We start from the raw sequence: 18,057 nt of genomic DNA on the forward strand, positions 1-18,057 counted from the left end.
TTTGTAATTCGAATTTATTCGTTCGGGATCAATATTTGAAACTGCTGCCTCCGATGAACTCCCGCAGGAGCGACGTGGGCGGGATCTCTTCGGGAGAGATCGGGATGAAGTTGTCGAGGAACTTGAGCATGCGTTTGGCCTCGCCGTATTCGGGGACCGTATCGGGTACTTCCCGCAGGATCGGTTCGGCAAAGCGGCGCAGGACCGAAATTTCGTAGAAGAGCGACGAATTGAACATCACGTCGGCATTCTCCTGGTAGGGGAAGATGTGCTTCTCCTCGCCCCGGCGGACGCTTTCCCAGCGGGCGAGCGTCGAAAGGGCGTCGTTGCCCCGCGTGCGGTAGTCGCGCGTCAGGCGGCGCAGCAGCCGGTTGTCGGAGGTGGCGATGCGCGACACGTTGTCGAGGGCCACCGAGGTGAAGCAGGAAACGTAGATCTTGAATTTCCGGGATTCGGGAACGCCGGGCGTCAGGGCCGGGTTCAGTCCGTGGATGCCTTCGACGATCAGTACCGACCGCTCGTCGAGCTGCAAGGGGTTGTCGTGCCACTGGCGGGTGCCGGAAATGAAGTCGTAACGCGGAATATCGACGCTCTCGCCCCGTTCGAGGCGTTTCAGATGGTCGTTGAACTGTTCGAGGTCGATCGCTTCGAGTGCCTCGTAGTCGTACTCTCCTTTTTCGTCGCGTGGCGTCTTTTCGCGGTCCACGAAATAGTCGTCCAGCGAGATCAGTACCGGGTTGAGTCCCAGGACCCGAAGCTGTACGCCCAGCCGCTTGGCGAAGGTGGTCTTGCCGCTGGACGAAGGGCCTGAAATCAACACCAGCCGCACGCCCCGTTCGCGGTTGGCCTCCGCGACGCAGCCGGCCACCTGGGCTAGCTTGTTTTCATGGAACGCCTCTGCGATCTTGATCAGCTCGCTGGCGTCGCCCGCGAGGACTTTCGAGTTGAGCTGTCCGACGGTCGGAACGCCCATGATCTCCACCCACGACTGGTATTGGTGGAAGACGTCGAACATCTTCTCCTGGTGGACGCTCTGTTGCAGCCGCGTCGGATCGGTCCGCAGCGGCAGGGCGATGAAGAAGCCGTTGTAATAGGGGTGCAGGTCGAACTGCGGAGTGTAACCCGTCGAAGGGGTCAGGGCTCCGTAGAAATAACCCGGCAGGGAGTCGATCGTATAAATTTTGCTGTATAACCTCGGCCGGGAGTCGAGCAGGGCGATTTTATCGGCCATTCCGAACCCTTCGTAGATTTTGCGGGCCGTGTCGGTGAGCATCTTCACCCCCTGGATCGGCAGGTTGCGGTCGATGATCCCTCGCATGCGGGCCTTGATCGCGTCGAGGTGTTCGGCGGGAATCGGTCCGAAGCCCGATATTTCGCAGTAGAAACCGCTTGCCCCCAGCGAGTGCCGGATGTAGAGCGTGCGGTCGGGGAACAGCTCCCGGACCGCCTTTTGCAGGATGAACGAGATCGTGCGCTGATATACCCGGATTCCTTCGAAGGAGGTGATGTCGATGAACCGGACCGTTACCGGTTTGTATATTCTGTAGTTGAGTTCCTTGATGCGGTTATTGACATAGGCGGCCAGGAACGGATGCGGCCCGTCGAGCCGGAGCTGCCGTTCGACTTCGAGCAGGGTCGTGCCCATCGCGACCTCGATCGTCCGTCCTGCGTTTTCGCAGATGACCGGAAGGGTGTCTGACATATTTTTGTTCATAAATCGCGTAAAAATACAATTATTTCCTAACTTTGACAAACGTAAACTCTATTTGTGATGAAAAAAATCTTCTTGGGTATTTCGCTGTTGCTGTGTGCGGCGTTGTGTGCGTGCGCACCTCGTGAAAAAGTAGTTATCATATTATCAACGAACGATATACATGCCCAAATCCAGAATTTTCCGCAGTTGGCGACGGCCGTTGCCGAGTGTCGGGACACGGCGTCGGTGATCCTGGTCGATGCCGGCGACCGCTGGACAGGCAACGCCTATGTGGACCAGGCCGAAGGACGGCGTCCCGTGTTGGAGCTGATGAACGAGCTGGGGTACGACGTGGCCACGCTCGGCAACCACGAGTTCGACGTGGGGCAGCAGACGCTGGCCGAAGCGATCGGTTATTGCCGTTTCCCGGTGATCTGCGCCAACATGGTCAGCGAGAACTCGCCGATTCCGCAGTTGAAACCCTATGTCATTCTCGATCGCGAAGGGGAGAAGTTCGCTTTCGTCGCTGCGGTGACCAATTACGGGTACAACAACCATCCGGACGGCCACGACGCCATCTTCGAGGGGTTGCGTTTTACGGATGCCGTGCGGACGCTCGAGGAGTACGAATACCTGCGCGACAGTTGTCAGGTGTTGGTGGCGCTGACACACATCGGTTCGAAATACGACCGGGAACTGGCCGACGAAGCCTCGGAATACGACCTGATTATCGGCGGGCACAGCCACGAGCGGATCAACGAGGTGGAGGACGGCGTGCTCATCACGCAGACGGGCCGCAACCTGAACATGGTGGGGGTTACCGAGGTGCGACTGCAAGGCAAGGAGATCCGGTCCCTGTCGTTCCGGCTGGTTCCGCTGGCCGACTACGCGCCCGACCCGGTTTATCAGGAGATGGTCGAGACCTACCGCAACAATCCGGTGCTGAAGGAGAAGGCCGGAGAGCTGACCGCTACGGCCGACAAGGTGGGGGTGGCCAACATCTTCCTCCAGGCGCTCAAACGCAAGTCGGGCAGCGACGTGGCTTTCTACCACTACGGGGGGATTCGCCGCGACAGCCTTTCGAAAGGCGACCTGACACGGAGCGACATATATGACCTGGATCCTTTCATTTCTTCTGTCAGCGTGATGGAGATGACGCCCGAACAGATGAGCAAAATGGTGCTGACCAAATACAACGACACGGTCAATAAGGGCGAGTCGCATCGGATCGACCTCTTCTCGACCGCACCGTACGTGATCCGTACCGACGGGTACGATGCGGTAGAGGTGATCTTTCCCGGGTTGGTGTCCGGCCGTAAATACAAGGTGGCGATGGGCGACTATGTTTTCAAGAATTACCAGGGACTCGAATATACGAACGGCGAGACTACGCAGTGGCTCGTGCCCGACGTATTGATGGAATACGTCGCCAACGGCGGCAAACCCCTCGCACCCGACAATACGCTCCGGCAGTCGGTCGCAGGTCTGCACGATGACCGGGAGAACCACGACGATCGTGACGACGATTGATCCGGTCCTTTCATCGAAGGACGGGGATCGGTGAGTCGGGTATTATGCGCCGGGGCGGTCGGGCTCCGGCGTTTTGTTGGCGGCGGGGAGCTGAGGGTCGGCCGAAACGGTCGGATTTTCCGAGGCGTTTCGGCGCAAGTGTCCGGCTTGTCGGTTGTGTCTTGCACGGTATTTGCCCGGAATGCAGGGAAACCGCGACGGTTCGGCAGGTTGCCGGATCCGCAGGCGGCAGCTTCTTTAGCGTATGGTGCAAGCGACTCCGTTGAATCTTTTGGTGAAGTCCCATTTGGCGTTGCTGTTGTGCAACATCATCTGGGCATGCGACTATCCCTTTTACAACCTCGTGCTGTCGAAGTACGTGGCCCCGATCGCGCTGGTTACCGCTTCGCTTTGCGCGGCGGCACTTTTCTCGCTCGTTCCTTTGCTTTGGAGCAAGGCGAAGCCGATCGCCCGCAAGGACATCAAGACGATGATCGGTGCGGCCCTGCTGATCGGCGTAATCCGCAAGGTGCTGCTCATGTACGGTTTGTCCCGCACGTCGCCCATCGACGGATCGATCATCGACACGATCACGCCGCTGCTGGTACTGCTTATTTCCGTGGTGCTCGGTATCGATAAATTCACGCGCCTCAAGATCGCCGGTCTGGTGTTGGGCATGGCAGGTGCGGTGGGTGTCGTCCTGCTGGGAGCCAGCGGCGGACATACGCACTCCGGACTAGTCGGCAACCTGATGATCGCGGGCTGCGCCCTGGCTACTTCCTGCTACATGGTCTGGTTCAAAAAGTTGATCGCCAGGTACGATGTCGTCACCATGTTGCGCTGGGTCTATTGTCTGGCGGCGCTGATGGTACTTCCGTTCGGTGCCCGGGAGTTGGTGCATACCGATTTCGCGGCGATGGATACCGACATCCTGCTGGCGACGTTGTTCGTGGTCTTCGTGCCGACGTATGTCCCGAACCTGTTGCTGAACTATTCGCTCAAATACGTACAGCCGACCGTTTCGAGCATCTATACCTACCTGCAACCCGTTCTGGCCGTCGTCCTGTCGGTGGCGATGGGCCTCGACCGCCTGCATCTGGATACGGCGCTCTGCGCGTTGGTTATCTTCTTCGGCGTGGGGCTGGTGATCCGCTCCTATCGCGGCCCGGCCGTACCTTCGGCTCCGCTGCCCGTCCATACGCATTGATTTTCTGCGTAAAAAAGGTCGAAAGTTTGCAGATTGCCGATTTCTTCCTATCTTTGCACTCCCCGTATGCGCACGATGCGCGAGGGGAGTGTTTTATTATTAACCATTTAACGAGCGATTGCATCGCATTTAATTTCCACATGGAAGAAGCAAAAAAAGTTGCAAACGAGAACTTTGACTGGAACGCGTTTGAAAACGACCTGGGCGTTTACGACCAGCCCAAAGAGCAGATCGGCGAGGCTTATGACAAGACTCTTTCGAACATCGCCGCAAACGAGGTGACCGAAGGTACGGTCATCGGTATCAACAAGCGCGAAGTGGTCGTCAATATCGGCTACAAGAGCGAGGGTATCATCCCCATTTCGGAGTTCCGTTACAACCCGGATCTGAAGGTCGGCGACAAGATCGAGGTTTACGTCGAGTCTGCCGAGGATAAGAACGGTCAGCTGGCTCTTTCGCACAAGAAAGCGCGTCAGCTCAAGTCGTGGGATCGTGTGAACGAGGCCCTCGAGAAGGACGAAATCATCAAGGGTTACATCAAGTGCCGCACCAAGGGCGGTATGATCGTCGATGTATTCGGCATCGAGGCCTTCCTGCCGGGTTCGCAGATCGACGTGAAGCCGATCCGCGACTACGATGTATATGTAGATAAGACGATGGAGTTCAAGGTTGTGAAGATCAACCAGGAGTTCCGTAACGTCGTCGTTTCGCACAAGGCGCTGATCGAGGCCGAGCTCGAGGCGCAGAAGCAGGTAATCATGTCGAAGCTCGAGAAGGGCCAGATCCTCGAGGGTACGGTCAAGAACATCACTTCGTACGGCGTGTTCGTCGATCTGGGCGGCGTGGACGGTCTGATCCACATCACCGACCTGTCGTGGGGCCGCGTCAATCACCCCGAAGAGATCGTTTCGCTCGACGAGAAGATCCGCGTGGTTATCCTCGACTTCGACGATGCCAAGAAGCGTATCGCACTGGGTCTGAAGCAGCTCGCTCCGCACCCTTGGGAGGCGCTGGATCCCAACCTGAAGGTGGGCGACCACGTGAAGGGCAAGGTTGTCGTGATGGCCGACTACGGCGCGTTCGTCGAGATCGCACCGGGTGTCGAGGGTCTGATCCACGTATCGGAGATGTCCTGGAGCCAGCACCTGCGTTCGGCACAGGATTTCATGAAGGTGGGCGACGAGGTAGAGGCAGTCATCCTGACCCTCGACCGTAACGAGCGCAAAATGTCGCTGGGCATCAAGCAGCTTACTCCCGATCCCTGGGCCGATATCGAAACCCGCTATCCCGTAGGTACGAAATGCAAGGCCAAGGTTCGCAACTTCACCAATTTCGGCGTGTTCGTCGAGATTGAGGAGGGTATCGACGGCCTGATCCATATTTCCGACTTGAGCTGGACCAAGAAGATCAAGCATCCGGGTGAATTTACGTCGGTAGGCGCCGAGATCGAGGTCGTAGTGCTGGAGGTCGATAAGGAGAACCGTCGTCTGTCGCTGGGCCACAAACAGCTTGAGGAGAATCCCTGGAACGAGTTCGAGGGTCAGTTCGCAGTGGACAGCGTACACGAAGGTACGATTACCGAGATGACCGACAAGGGTGCCGTCGTATCGCTGGGCGAAAACGTCGAGGGCTTCGCTCCGATGCGTCAGCTGGTGAAAGAGGACGGCACGACGGCGACGGTCGGCGAGAAACTGCCGTTCAAGGTGATCGAATTCTCGAAGGCTACCAAGCGCATCACGCTTTCGCACACTCGTCTTTTCGAAGAGGCTAAACGTGCCGAGCGGGCCGAGCAGGCTGCCGAGAAGAAGGCTTCCGCCGAGGCTACCAAGTCTTCGATGAAGAAGATCAACGCTTCGGTCGAGAAGACCACGCTGGGTGACATCGCCGGTCTGGCCGAACTCAAGGACGCGATGGAAGCGGCTGCCAAGGAGGAGAAATAATCCTTGATCGCATGGATGAGAAAATCCCCGACCGCGAGGCCGGGGATTTTTCGTCGGTGCACGCGCCGGTTCCTGCGGAAACGACCGATTTTGCCGGTTCGTGCCGACCGGTTTTCAGGCGATCGGGCTGTCCGTGTCGGTTTGCAGCGGGGGCGGTCGATTCCTTCGCGACCGTACCGGTTCGTGCAGGCGTATCGGAGCCTGATCCCATAGGCTCCTTCGGTCCGGTGAAATTCGGCATTGACAGGAGATTTTGGGCGTCGTATTATTTATAGGTCGGTGCGTGCGGCTTCCCGTTCCGTCCGGTAGCGGCGGATGTCGTCGATCGAAACGATCGGAAAGTCGTGTTCGCAGGCGAAAGCTACCACTTCGGGCAGCCGAGCCATGGTGCCGTCTTCGTTGGTGAGTTCGCACAGGACGGCGCAGGGTGGCAGTCCCGCGAGTTTTGTCAGATCGACACTTCCTTCGGTGTGCCCTCCGCGTTCGAGTACGCCGCCGCTGCGGGCCGCCAGAGGGAAGACGTGGCCGGGGCGGGCGAGCGATTCGGGACGGGCGTCGGGTGCAACGGCCGTTCGGATCGTGCGGATGCGGTCGGCGGCCGAAACGCCTGTCGTGATGCCTTCCGCCGCCTCTATCGACACGGTGAATGCCGTACCGTAGCGGCTCGTATTGACGGTGGACATCGGGGGCAGGTCGAGTTGCCGGACCCGCTCTTCGGTCAGACAGAGGCATACGATGCCACTGCATCGGCGGATCATCAGGGCCATCTGTTCGACGGTCATATTTGTCGCGGCAAAGATCAGATCGCCTTCGTTCTCTCTGTTTTCATCGTCAACCAGCAGGATTCCGCGGCCTTGGCGGAGGCTTTCTGCGGCTCGTTCGACCCGTTCGGCAGCCGTGCCGTAACGGGATAATAGATTTTCTCGTTCCATGAGTTCGTTTGTTTCCGACAAAAATAGGGGGAACGAGCCGTTGTGAAATGTATTATATTTGCGGATAGATATACTATATTTGCAGATAAACTTTCTTTTTTGATGAAAATTCTCGAACGGCGTATTCTCCACGATCCCGGCACGGCTTTCAGCCATATCCGTTACGGGCAGTTCTCGCTGCCGTGTCATGCCCATGTCGAATTCGAACTCATGTACATCACTTCGGGCCGGGGGTTGCAGTTCGCCGGCGATGGGGTGGAACCTTATCGGGCCGGGGATTTGGCGCTGTTAGGCAGCGGGCTGCCTCATTTCCATCTGTGCGACCGGGTGCGCCTGGGAGGGGACGGCGAAGCGAGTTCGGGCGAGGTTCTGCAATTTCCGCCCGACCTGTTCCCGCAGAATATGGAGCGTCTGGGGGATTATGCCGAAATCCGCAGATTGCTGGAGTGCAGTCGCAGGGGGATTCGTTTCGGCGACCGGGTGCTGGCGGCCGAGGTCGGCCGCCTGGTCCGCTCGGTCGATGCGTTGTCGGGTACGGAGCGGCTGGTGCGTCTGTATGAGATTCTCGGACGGTTGGCACGCTGTGCGGATTACCGGTTGATTTCGCCGGCCGAATGTGTATGCCGGGCTTCGTGGTGTCCCGGATCGCCCATGGATGCCGTCGAAGGTTATCTGGCGGCCCATTTCCGCGAGCGGGTTTCGCTGTCCGCGCTCGCAGCGGCGGCAGGCCGGAATCCGGCGGCACTGTGCCGTTATTTTCGGGAGAGGACGGGTAAGACACCGTTCGAATACCTGGCGGAAATGCGCATCGGACACGCGGTGCGGTTGCTGAAACATTCCGATCTGACCTGTTCGCAGATCGCTTATGAGTCGGGGTTCAACAGCTATGCACTGTTCGTGAGGCAGTTCCGCCGCATAACGGGGATGACGCCCGATCGGTACCGGCGGGAAATCTCGCTGGAAGTCGGTTACTCCCGGACTTTGTAAACGACGTAAATATGGTCGTCGGGCAGGGCGTAGAGACGGCGCTCGGCTTCGGTGAGCGAGGCTGCGAAGTCGATGTCGGCGACTTCGAATCCGGCACTGCGCAGCCGGTCGGCGTAGTCGCGGCCGTAGATGCGCCGGTGATCGTACTGGCCGAAGACGCGGGTCCGTTCTGCAGGGTCGGTGATCGTGTCGTCTTCGAAGGTCTCTTTGCGCGACGAATCCATCGGCGACAGGACGATGCCCCAGCCGCCGGGTTTCAGGATACGGTGGAGTTCGCGCAGCGCCTGCCGGTCGTCTTCGACATGTTCCAGGATGTGATTGCAGATCACCACGTCCGTAAAATCGTCCTCGAGGGGAATGTGCTGCACGTCGAAATGCATATCGGCCAGCGGACTTTCGAGGTCGGCGGTGAGGTACAGGCCCGGGTGACCGTCGTAATGTTTGCGCAGTTTGCGCATCAGGCACACTTCGGGAGCGATGTGCAGGATGCGGGGGTACGCGGTCAGCAGGTCGGTTTCGCGTTGCAGGTAGAGCCATAGCAGGCGGTGCCGTTCGAGCGAGAGGCAGCGGGGGCAGAGGGCGTTCGGACGGGAGTGGACGTAGCCGTAGGGCAGGAACTTGCGCCGCCGGGTGCCGCAGACGGGACATTCGACGCCCCGGCCGATATAAAACCATCCCAGCACCGGAACCGATATTCCGGCGATGCGTTGCAGAAACGTGCGGGGCAGGTGGTTGAGTGCCCAGCGAATCAGCCTTTTCATCTTATTCGGAGATTTTTTTCAGCTCCTCTTCCGTCCGGTGCAGCCGCTCCTTGCAGAGGGCGATCAGTTCGGTAGCCCGCTTGACCTCCTTGGTCAGCGAATCGACGGTCATCTCTTCGCGGCGGAAGCGGTCGAGGATCTGCTCGATTTCGTTCATCGCTTCGGTATAGGTAATCTCTTTCTTTGCCATATTGTCAGGTTGCTTATTTTACGGTTGCATCGAATGTGCCGTCGGACAGTTCCACCCGCAGAGTGTCGCCGGAGGAAAGCCCTTTGGCCGAAGTGACGGTTTCATCGCCCCGGTGTACGATGGCGAACCCCAGCGAGAGAATATGTTCGGGCGAACGGCTTGCGATCAGCTCTTCGGCGGTCGTGAGCCGTGTGTGTTGCCGCCGCAGGAGCTCGCCGACAGCGGTCGAAAGCTCATCGCTCCAGCGGGAGAGCTGTTCGTTGCGACGCAGGAGCAGGAGGGCGCTTTGATGCGCGATTTCGCTGCCGAGCTCCGCGAGCCGCAGTTCATGGCGGCGGAAGATGCCCGCCGAGGCGTCACGCAGTTGCAGTGCGGCGGTGTCGAGCCATCCCTCGACGCCCGTCATCCGTTCGACGAGCCATCCGGCGACGGCCGTCGGGGTTTTAAGTGCCGTGTGGGCCACCATGTCCGCGACGCTCGTATCCTTGTCGTGGCCGATGCCCGTGAGGATCGGCAGGGGAAACTGGGCGATGTGGGCGCAGAGGCGGTAGGCATTGAAACAGTTCAGGTCGCTGGCCGACCCGCCGCCCCGGATCAGTACGACCGCATCGAAATCGTCCATGCGGTCGGCCACGGCGTCGAGTGCCGCCACGATCGAATCCTCGGCACCGGCGCCCTGCATGAAAGCGTCGAAAAGCGTCAGGGAGAAAGCATAGGGACTTTTGCCCAACTCCTTGCAGAAATCCTGATAGCCCGCTGCCTGGCGGCTCGAAACGATGGCGATACGCTGTACTACCTGCGGCAGAGGATTTTCGCGGTTGATGTCCCAGACTCCTTCGCGCTGGAGCCGCTCGATGGTGATCTGCCGCTGTCGCTCCATGTCGCCCAGCGTGAAGGTCGGGTCGATGTCCAGGATGTTGAGCGAGAAACCGTACAGTTCGTGGTAGGAGATCATCACCCGGGCCAGGATGCGGATGCCTGCGGCCAGTCGCTGACCCGTTTCGGCCTCGAAATAGCCGGCGATGCGGGCGTAAGCCGTGCGCCAGATGACCGCCCGGGCCTGCGAGAGCGGCACGCCGTTGTCGCCACCCTTTTCGACCAGTTCGAGGTAGCAATGCCCCGAATAGTTGATTTTGATCTCCGCGATTTCGGCACTGACCCATACGGGCAGGGCGAACGCTTCGTCGAGCGTCGCTTTGACGAGCTTTTGGAGCTGGGAGAGTGTCAGGTGGTTTTGCATGACGACAAAGATAGTGAAAGCCGGGAAAAAACGGGAACTTGTTCCCAGTTTTCCGAGGCGAATCCTATCTTCTGCAAAGATAGTGAAAGGTGAGAGCAATCGTGCGGGCTTGCACGCAAAGATTGCCGAACCGCCTCCGATCTTGAGCGAAGATAACGGAAGAAGGGCGATGCACCGAACTTAATTATGGGTTTTCCGTCTTTTCGCCGGGCAGAGTCGGCTGGCGTCCTTTGCGCTCGTTTTGATCTCCGGTGGTTCGAGCTTGTGCGGACCGTGCTCTCTTTTCTGCGAGGGCGGCGAATCTCGGTCCGGCAGGTCGATCGTTTGGGGACGGTCGGTTTCCGGGGATGGCGCCGTCGGTCTGCCGTGCGACGGTCGTTGTGTTCGACTTTGGGTTGGGATCGTCAGAATTTCGGAAATCGGGCATGATACCCACTGCGAAGTGCGGTCGGGGCGGGGACAGTAGGTGCCGACCGTTGTTAGCACAGGATTTTGTCGAGCAGGATGCCTGCGGTCAGCAGGGCGCCGAAGAGCAGGATGTTGCGGGCCGTTTCGCCGAGGCAGACGTTCAGTTCTTCGCCGTGGTCGATGCGTACCATCTTGCGCCATGTGGCGATATGGACTGCAAGGTAGGGCAGAGGCAGCAGAGCTGCGGCGATACGGCCTTCGGCCAACAGCGAGAGGCACAGCAGGATGGCTCCTGTGCCCAGAACCAGGTAACCCCAGCGTCCCGCTGCGGCTCCGAGGCAGACGACGATCGTGCGCTTGTTGCAGCGGCGGTCCTCCTCCCGGTCGCGGAAATTGTTAATCATGAGCATCGTGTCGATCACCATGCCGCAGGCCAGTCCGACTACGGCGGTTTCTCCGCTCCACCCTCCGCACTGGAGGTAGTAGGTGAATCCGACGGGAATCAGGCCGAAGAAAAGGATGACGGCTATGTCGCCCATACCGTGATAGGCCAGCGGCCACGGGCCTGCCGTGTAAAAATAGGCGAAGACAATGCAGGAGGCACCCACCAGCAGGAGCCACCAGTTCCAGCCGCTGAGGGCCAGCAATCCCGCTCCGGCTGCACAGGCCGCCAGAGTGAAAGCCGCGATACCGCTCTTCATCGCCCGCAGGGTGATGTAGCCTTTGGCGAAAGCGCGGTCGGGACCCAGTCGGTCGGGGCGGTCGGCTCCCTTCAAAAAGTCGCAGAGATCATTGACCAGATTGGCCGTACACTGCATCGTCACGGCGAAGACAAGACACAGCAGAGCGACGACCGGGCGGAAGCCGCCGTCGGTGAAGGCCAGGGCCGATCCGATGAGAATGAGGATGACGGAATTCCCCAGACTGTACGGCCGGATGGCCAGAATCCATGCGGAGAGTGAGTTCGTTTTCAAGTTTCGGAGGGTTTGGTCGGATTTAGCGCATGATGAATTCCAAGGGACGCGGAATGCTTTTGCCTTCGGGCAGTTGTACGCGCAGAACCCCTTCGCTTTCGACCGGCTTTCCGTCGCGCATGGCGGGCTGCCAGCGGGGTGCTTTTTCGACGGCGTCGATCACACGGCGCCGCAGCCTTCGGTCGGTCGCTTCGAGCTCGTCGGTCGGGACGGTTCTCCCGTCGGTCGTGATCTTGTAACGCAGGACTACCCGTGCAGCCGGCAGAGAATCATCCCAATCGGTCTGTTTGGAAATATAGTCGTTGAAACTGCCGTCTGCTTCCGGGAAGCGGGCCGGGGTGTCGTATCGCAGGGTGATGAGTATCACGCCGTTCGAGGCTTCTGTTCCGTATCGGGCGATGGTCTGCTCGTCGGCAGGCAGCATCTCGGTCGATTCGATGTCGCCGGGCGGAATGTTGCGGATGTCGCTTACGACCTGCCCGTTGACTACGTATATGGGGTCCTGCGCCGCAGCGGAAAAGATCCCGGTGAAGATCAGTGTGAACAGGAGTATGAGCTGTTTTTTCATACGGTTCGTTTATCCGCAGAACGGGTTTCGGCCACGGAATATTGCTTTCAGAGAGTGACCTCCTTCCAGCCCGAGCGGGTCAGATCGACGCAGCCGTTTTTTCGGAAGCGGACACCTTCCGCCTCGAGCATCGGACGTTGCTCCGTCCAATGGGGTGCGGTTCTGCCTGCGCTGTTCACGACCCGGTGGCAGGGAAGTCCGGCGGGAGCCGCTGCCAGCGCATGTCCCACGCGGCGGGCATATCCCGGCATGCCGATCAGCCGGGCGATCTGTCCGTAGGTCGTTACGCGCCCTGCGGGAATTTGCGCCACGACCGAATAGACTTCCGCGTCGAATCCTTCGGGAAGGGCCATGTCGGAGGTGTGTTAGAGTTCGCTCTCCTTGAGGCGCTCGGCGTTTTCCGCTACGATCAGATGGTCGATGCAGTCCTGGATGTCGCCGTCCATGAAGGCCGACAGGTTGTAGATCGTGTAGTTGATGCGGTGGTCGGTGATGCGCCCCTGCGGGTAGTTGTAGGTGCGGATCTTGGCCGAACGGTCGCCCGTCGAAACCATCGTCTTGCGCTTCGAGGCGATTTCGTCGAGGTATTTCGAATATTCGAGGTTGAAGACGCGGGTGCGAAGTTCTTCGAAAGCCTTGTCGAAGTTCTTGAGCTGCGATTTCTGGTCCTGGCACTGCACGACGATACCGGTCGGGATGTGCGTCAGGCGGATCGCCGAGTAGGTCGTATTGACCGACTGTCCGCCGGGGCCCGAAGCGCAGAAGATATCCTTGCGGATGTCGTTCATCGAGATTTCTACGTCGAACTCCTCGGCTTCGGGCAGCACGGCCACCGAAGCGGCCGAGGTGTGGACGCGGCCCTGCGTTTCGGTCTGGGGTACGCGCTGCACGCGATGTACGCCCGATTCGTATTTGAGCGTACCATAGACATTGTTGCCCGTGACTTTCATCACGACCTCCTTGTATCCGCCGGCCGTGCCTTCCGAGAAGGAGGTGATTTCGTACTTCCAGCCTTTGGATTCGATGTATTTGGTGTACATGCGCATCAGGTCGCCGGCGAAGATGGCGGCTTCGTCGCCGCCCGTGCCGCCGCGGATCTCGACGATCGCGTTTTTCGCATCCTGCGGGTCCTTGGGAATCAACAGGAGTTTGATCTCCTCTTCGAGGGTTTCGATCTTCGGTTCCAGTTCCGCGATCTCCCCGCGTGCCATTTCGCGCATCTCCTCGTCCTTGTCGTTGGCCAGGATGTCTTTGGCTTCGGCCAGGTTGGCGATGGCCGTGCGGTAGCGTTCCGAGGCTTCGATGATCGGTTCCAGCTCCCGGTATTCCTTGTTGAATTGGATGAACTGCTTGACGTCGGCGATCACTTCGGGATCGGTGAGTTTCTGGCCGATCTCTTCGTATTTGAGCTTCAGACCGTCCAGTCTGGTGAGTATGGAATTGTCTGCCATATAATTTAATTTGGGTACAAAGATAGTGAAAGCCGAGCGAAATCGGGAGAATTTATTCCCAAAGATTTCCGAGATGCCCCTATCTTATGCAAAGATAGTGCAAGCGGGGAGCAATGCCAAATTTATTTGGATTTGTCCCGGCCCGTGCTCTCCCGGCAAGACCGTGCTGCGCGGTGAATGTCGGAATTCCGCTTCGGATTATCGGTTATCCCCATATATGGCGACGCATTTTCCGGGGAGGGCGCCCCGGGAAAATCCCCAATACGCGGGGTTGTCCGCCGTCGGAAAATCCGCGTCCTTTGCAACAGGAAGTTCACTCATAAAACCAAATAAAAAGATGACAGGAATTTTTTTCGGCAGCACGACCGGGACTACGGAGTCCGTAGCTGCCAGGATCGCCGAGCGGCTCGGCGTAGCACAGGCCGATGTGCATAATGTGGCGGCTGCGTCCGTCGAAGATGTGAAGAAATACGATCTGCTGCTGTTGGGGTCATCGACCTGGGGCAGCGGAGAGTTGCAGGACGACTGGCCGGGATTTCTCGACAAGTTGGGGAAGGAAGACCTCTCCGGCCGCCGCGTGGCGCTGTTCGGCTGCGGCGATGCGGGTATTTACAGCGATACTTTCTGCGATGCGATGGCCGAAATTCGGGACGGACTGGCTTCGACGGGCTGCACGTTCGTCGGGGGATTCGACGCCGAGGAGTATCCGGGGTGCGGTTCGCGGCTGTGTCAGGACGGAGAGGCGATCGGCTGGGCCGTGGACGACAGCGCGTCGGACGCCGAGAACCAGATGCGGATGGAGTTGTGGATCGCCGCCATCGGCTAAAACCGAATGCCATGAGTGCCGGGGATTTCAGCCGATACGACAATATGAAGATGCTGCTGCATCATATCTACGAATTCCGTAAGGGCGTTCGGGATCTGGTGCTCTGCACGCTGTGCCCGACCTGTGCCGGGCTGCTGATCGAACGGCTTCGCAGTCAGGGTATCGACTATCTGTTGCAGCCGGTAACGGAGCAGAAGGTCAATCTCTATTTCGGCAAGCGTAGCTGCCTGGACGCCGTGCAGACGTTCGTCGATAAACCGCTGAACAAACTGACTCCCGAGGAGGATTTCATGCTGGGCATCATGTTGGGTTATGATATTTCGATGCAGTGCGAACGCTACTGCAAGCGTAAATTTCATCTGTCCGGTCTGATCGCCTGATCGCGGAGCGGTTAAAAGATTCGGGGGAGAAGTTTTCGCTTCTCCCCCGAATCGCATATTCCGCAGAGCGGTCGTTTAGATTACGATGTTGATGATTTTGCCCGGTACGACGATGATCTTTTTCGGGGCCTTGCCTTCGAGCCACTTCTGCGCTTCGTCCGTGCGTACGATGTCCGCCTGGATGTCGGCCGGGGAGAGCGTCAGGGCGTATTCCTTTTTGAAACGCAGCTTTCCATTGACCGAAACCGGATATTCGAACGAACTTTCCACGAGGTATTTCTCCTCGCAGACGGGGTATTGCGCGTCGCAGACCGAGGTCGTGTGTCCCAGCGTGTGCCACAGCTCCTCGGCGATGTGCGGTGCGAAGGGGGCGAGCAGCACGGTCAGCGGTTCGAGGATCTCGCGCTTCGGGCAGCCGCCCAACTCGTTCAGGCAGATCATGAAAGCGGCGACCGAGGTGTTGAACGAGAAATTTTCGATGTCCTCGCGCACCTTTTTTATCGTTTTATGAAGCGTCTTCAGCTCTTTATCCGTGGCTTTTTCGTCCGTAAGGATCAGTTGTCCTTCGCGGTTGTAGAAGAGGGCCCAGAAACGGCGCAGGAATTTATGCACGCCGTCGATGCCGTTCGTGTCCCACGGTTTCGACTGTTCGAGCGGGCCGAGGAACATCTCGTACATGCGCAGTGTGTCGGCGCCGTAGTTATCGACGATGTAGTCGGGGTTCACGACGTTGAACATCGACTTCGACATCTTTTCGATCGCCCAGCCGCAGACGTACCTGCCCTCTTCGAGGATGAACTCCGCATCCTTGAATTCGGGGCGCCATGCGCGGAACGCGTCGAGATCGAGTATGTCGTTGCGCACGATGTTCACATCGACGTGGATCTCCTGGGTTTTGTACTGGTCTTTCAGTCCGAGCGATACGAATTTGTTGGTGCCGACCACGCGATAGACGAAATTCGAACGGCCCTGGATCATACCCTGATTGACGAGTTTCTTGAACGGCTCCGGTTCGCAGACATATCCCAGGTCGTAGAGGAACATGTTCCAGAAGCGCGAATACATCAGGTGCCCTGTCGCGTGTTCGATGCCGCCGACGTAGAGATCGACGTTGCGCCAGTATTCGTTGGCGGCGCGGCCCACGAGCGCCCGGTCGTTGTGCGGGTCCATGTAGCGCAGGTAGTAGGCCGACGATCCGGCGAATCCGGGCATCGTGGATACTTCGAGGGGATAGCCTTCGGGCGTCGTCCACTCCTTGACGCGGGCCAGGGGCGGTTCGCCCTGTTCGGTCGGGCCGAAGTTGTCGATCGGCGGCAGCTCCAGCGGCAGCCGCTCTTCCGGCAGCGGATAGGCCGTGCCTTCCTTGTAGTAGATCGGGAACGGCTCGCCCCAGTAGCGCTGACGCGAGAAGATGGCGTCGCGCAGGCGGTAGTTCACTAACCGGCGGCCCAATCCGCGTCGCTCGATTTCGCCCAGGATGCGACCGATCGCCTCCTTTACATCGAGTCCGTCGAGCAGATCCGAGTTGATCAGTTTGCCCGATTTGGCGTCGTAGGACTCTTTCTCGATGTCGCCGCCCTCGACGACCGGGATGATCTCCAGCCCGAAATGGCGGGCGAAGGCGTAGTCGCGCGAGTCATGGGCAGGAACAGCCATGATCGCCCCCGTGCCGTAGCCAGCCAGCACGTAGTCCGAAATGTAGATCGGAATCGCCTTGCCCGTGAAAGGGTTGATCGCATAGGAGCCTGTCGCTACACCGCTTACGCGCTTGGTTTCGGCGATGCGCTCCCGCTCGGAGCGTTTCTTCGCCTGGGCGATGTACTCCTCGACGGCGGCCCGTTGTTCGGGCGTGGTAAGGTCGTGAACCCATTCGTGCTCCGGAGCGATGACCATGAAGGTAACGCCGAAGATCGTGTCGGGACGCGTGGTGAATATCTCGAGTTTTCGGTCGGAGCCCTGGATGTCGAAGAAGACCTGGGCGCCTTCCGAACGGCCGATCCAGTTGCGTTGGATCTCCTTCAGCGAGTCGCTCCACTCGAGCCGTTCCAGTCCGTCGAGCATCCGCTGGGCGTAGGCCGTTACGCGGAGCAGCCACTGTTTCATCTGCTTCTGTTCGACGGGAAAGCCGCCGCGTTCGGAGAGTCCGTCCTTCACCTCGTCGTTGGCCAGTACCGTGCCCAGCTGCGGACACCAATTGACCATCGTGTCGGCGCGGAACGCCAGGCGGTAGTTCTGGAGGATCTGTTCGCGTTCCTCTTCGGTTTTGGATTTCCATTCGTCGGCCGTGAAACGCATCTCCTGCGTGCAGGCGGCGTCGAGTCCTTCGGTGCCCTGCGCCTCGAAACGGGCGACGAGTTTTTCGATCGGTTCGGCCTTGTCCGTACTGCGGTCGTAGTAGTGTTTGAACATCTCCAGAAAGGCCCACTGGGTCCATTTGTAATAGGAGGGATCGCAGGTGCGGACCTCACGGTGCCAGTCGAACGAGAAGCCGATCTTGTCGAGCTGTTCCCGGTAGCGGGCGATGTTCCGTTCGGTCGTTACGGCAGGGTGCTGCCCCGTCTGAATGGCGTACTGTTCGGCAGGCAGGCCGAAAGCGTCGTAGCCCATCGGATGAAGTACGTTGAAGCCGCAAAGCCGTTTGTAGCGCGAGTAGATGTCCGAAGCGATATAGCCCAGCGGGTGTCCGACGTGCAGACCCGCACCCGAAGGGTAGGGGAACATGTCGAGCACGTAGAATTTGGGACGTGTGGGATCGGCTTCCACGCGATAGGTTTCCTCTTCCTGCCAGCGGCGCTGCCACTTGGCTTCTATCTCTTTGAAATTGTACTCCATAGGTTTGAATTGTTTTCGTTTCAGGGGCAAAGATAGTGAAAGCCCGGCGAAATCGGGAGAATTTATTCTCCAAGATTTCCGAACAGCCTCCTGTCTTCTGCAAAGATAGTGAAAGCCGGAAGAAAATGGGTGCTTGCTCGCAGTTTTCCGAGACGTATT

16 protein-coding genes are annotated in these 18,057 nt (G+C 58.9%); 6 read left to right on the forward strand and 10 right to left on the reverse strand.

The window, feature by feature from the left end; genetic code table 11:
- Positions 1-28: 28 nt before the first annotated feature.
- A complete protein-coding gene (locus ALIPUT_RS08340; protein WP_040293613.1) occupies positions 29-1,702 on the reverse strand; it encodes a nucleoside kinase in 1,674 nt (557 codons plus the stop codon).
- A gap of 69 nt (positions 1,703-1,771) precedes the next feature.
- Here ALIPUT_RS08340 and ALIPUT_RS08345 point away from each other — a divergent pair, with 69 nt between their 5' ends.
- From ALIPUT_RS08345 to rpsA, 3 genes are all read left to right on the forward strand, one after another.
- On the forward strand, positions 1,772-3,223 hold the full coding sequence (locus ALIPUT_RS08345) for a bifunctional metallophosphatase/5'-nucleotidase (protein WP_004329442.1): 1,452 nt from the start codon (positions 1,772-1,774) through the stop codon (positions 3,221-3,223).
- 244 nt (positions 3,224-3,467) lie between these two features.
- Positions 3,468-4,409: a DMT family transporter gene (locus ALIPUT_RS08350; protein ID WP_004329443.1), complete on the forward strand. Its 942-nt coding sequence runs from the start codon at positions 3,468-3,470 to the stop codon at positions 4,407-4,409.
- A gap of 140 nt (positions 4,410-4,549) precedes the next feature.
- Entirely contained in the window at positions 4,550-6,349 is a 1,800-nt protein-coding gene (gene rpsA, locus ALIPUT_RS08355; RefSeq protein WP_040293615.1) for a 30S ribosomal protein S1, read from the forward strand.
- Between the two features lie 269 nt (positions 6,350-6,618).
- On the opposite strand, the gene ribB is transcribed toward rpsA, so the two are convergent.
- Complete coding sequence (gene ribB / locus ALIPUT_RS08360; RefSeq protein WP_040293616.1) at positions 6,619-7,281, reverse strand: 3,4-dihydroxy-2-butanone-4-phosphate synthase; 663 nt, start codon at positions 7,279-7,281, stop codon at positions 6,619-6,621.
- 102 nt (positions 7,282-7,383) lie between these two features.
- On the opposite strand from ribB, the gene ALIPUT_RS08365 reads away from it, so the two are divergent.
- Complete coding sequence (locus ALIPUT_RS08365) at positions 7,384-8,268, forward strand: AraC family transcriptional regulator (protein ID WP_040293619.1); 885 nt, start codon at positions 7,384-7,386, stop codon at positions 8,266-8,268.
- Here the strand turns inward: ALIPUT_RS08365 and ALIPUT_RS08370 are convergent.
- From ALIPUT_RS08370 to prfA, 7 genes are all read right to left on the reverse strand, one after another.
- Positions 8,250-9,029, reverse strand: coding sequence for a class I SAM-dependent methyltransferase (locus ALIPUT_RS08370; protein ID WP_004329447.1), 780 nt, complete (start codon positions 9,027-9,029; stop codon positions 8,250-8,252). The genes ALIPUT_RS08365 and ALIPUT_RS08370 overlap by 19 nt on opposite strands.
- A 1-nt stretch (position 9,030) precedes the next feature.
- Positions 9,031-9,219 carry an exodeoxyribonuclease VII small subunit gene (gene xseB, locus ALIPUT_RS08375; RefSeq protein WP_004329448.1) on the reverse strand — a complete coding sequence of 63 codons (189 nt, stop codon included), beginning with the start codon at positions 9,217-9,219 and terminating at the stop codon, positions 9,031-9,033.
- A 13-nt stretch (positions 9,220-9,232) separates the two neighbouring features.
- A complete protein-coding gene (gene xseA / locus ALIPUT_RS08380) occupies positions 9,233-10,459 on the reverse strand; it encodes an exodeoxyribonuclease VII large subunit (protein ID WP_004329449.1) in 1,227 nt (408 codons plus the stop codon).
- A 479-nt stretch (positions 10,460-10,938) separates the two neighbouring features.
- Positions 10,939-11,841 carry a 1,4-dihydroxy-2-naphthoate octaprenyltransferase gene (menA, locus tag ALIPUT_RS08385; protein ID WP_004329451.1) on the reverse strand — a complete coding sequence of 301 codons (903 nt, stop codon included), beginning with the start codon at positions 11,839-11,841 and terminating at the stop codon, positions 10,939-10,941.
- Between the two features lie 22 nt (positions 11,842-11,863).
- Positions 11,864-12,409: an energy transducer TonB gene (locus ALIPUT_RS08390; protein ID WP_004329452.1), complete on the reverse strand. Its 546-nt coding sequence runs from the start codon at positions 12,407-12,409 to the stop codon at positions 11,864-11,866.
- A 47-nt stretch (positions 12,410-12,456) separates the two neighbouring features.
- Entirely contained in the window at positions 12,457-12,762 is a 306-nt protein-coding gene (locus ALIPUT_RS08395) for an MGMT family protein (protein WP_004329453.1), read from the reverse strand.
- 12 nt (positions 12,763-12,774) lie between these two features.
- Positions 12,775-13,860 carry a peptide chain release factor 1 gene (prfA, locus tag ALIPUT_RS08400; RefSeq protein WP_004329454.1) on the reverse strand — a complete coding sequence of 362 codons (1,086 nt, stop codon included), beginning with the start codon at positions 13,858-13,860 and terminating at the stop codon, positions 12,775-12,777.
- Positions 13,861-14,197: 337 nt separating this feature from the next.
- Here prfA and ALIPUT_RS08405 point away from each other — a divergent pair, with 337 nt between their 5' ends.
- Together ALIPUT_RS08405 and ALIPUT_RS08410 are read left to right on the forward strand one after the other, a co-directional pair.
- On the forward strand, positions 14,198-14,686 hold the full coding sequence (locus ALIPUT_RS08405) for a flavodoxin domain-containing protein (RefSeq protein WP_022460254.1): 489 nt from the start codon (positions 14,198-14,200) through the stop codon (positions 14,684-14,686).
- Positions 14,687-14,697: 11 nt separating this feature from the next.
- On the forward strand, positions 14,698-15,066 hold the full coding sequence (locus ALIPUT_RS08410; protein WP_022460253.1) for a DUF2023 family protein: 369 nt from the start codon (positions 14,698-14,700) through the stop codon (positions 15,064-15,066).
- Positions 15,067-15,141: 75 nt separating this feature from the next.
- Here ALIPUT_RS08410 and leuS read toward each other — a convergent pair whose 3' ends face one another.
- Entirely contained in the window at positions 15,142-17,898 is a 2,757-nt protein-coding gene (leuS, locus tag ALIPUT_RS08415; protein ID WP_004329457.1) for a leucine--tRNA ligase, read from the reverse strand.
- Positions 17,899-18,057 lie beyond the last annotated feature (159 nt).

The sequence above is a fragment of the Alistipes putredinis DSM 17216 genome (genome assembly GCF_000154465.1).
Classification (GTDB): Bacteria; Bacteroidota; Bacteroidia; order Bacteroidales; family Rikenellaceae; genus Alistipes; species Alistipes putredinis.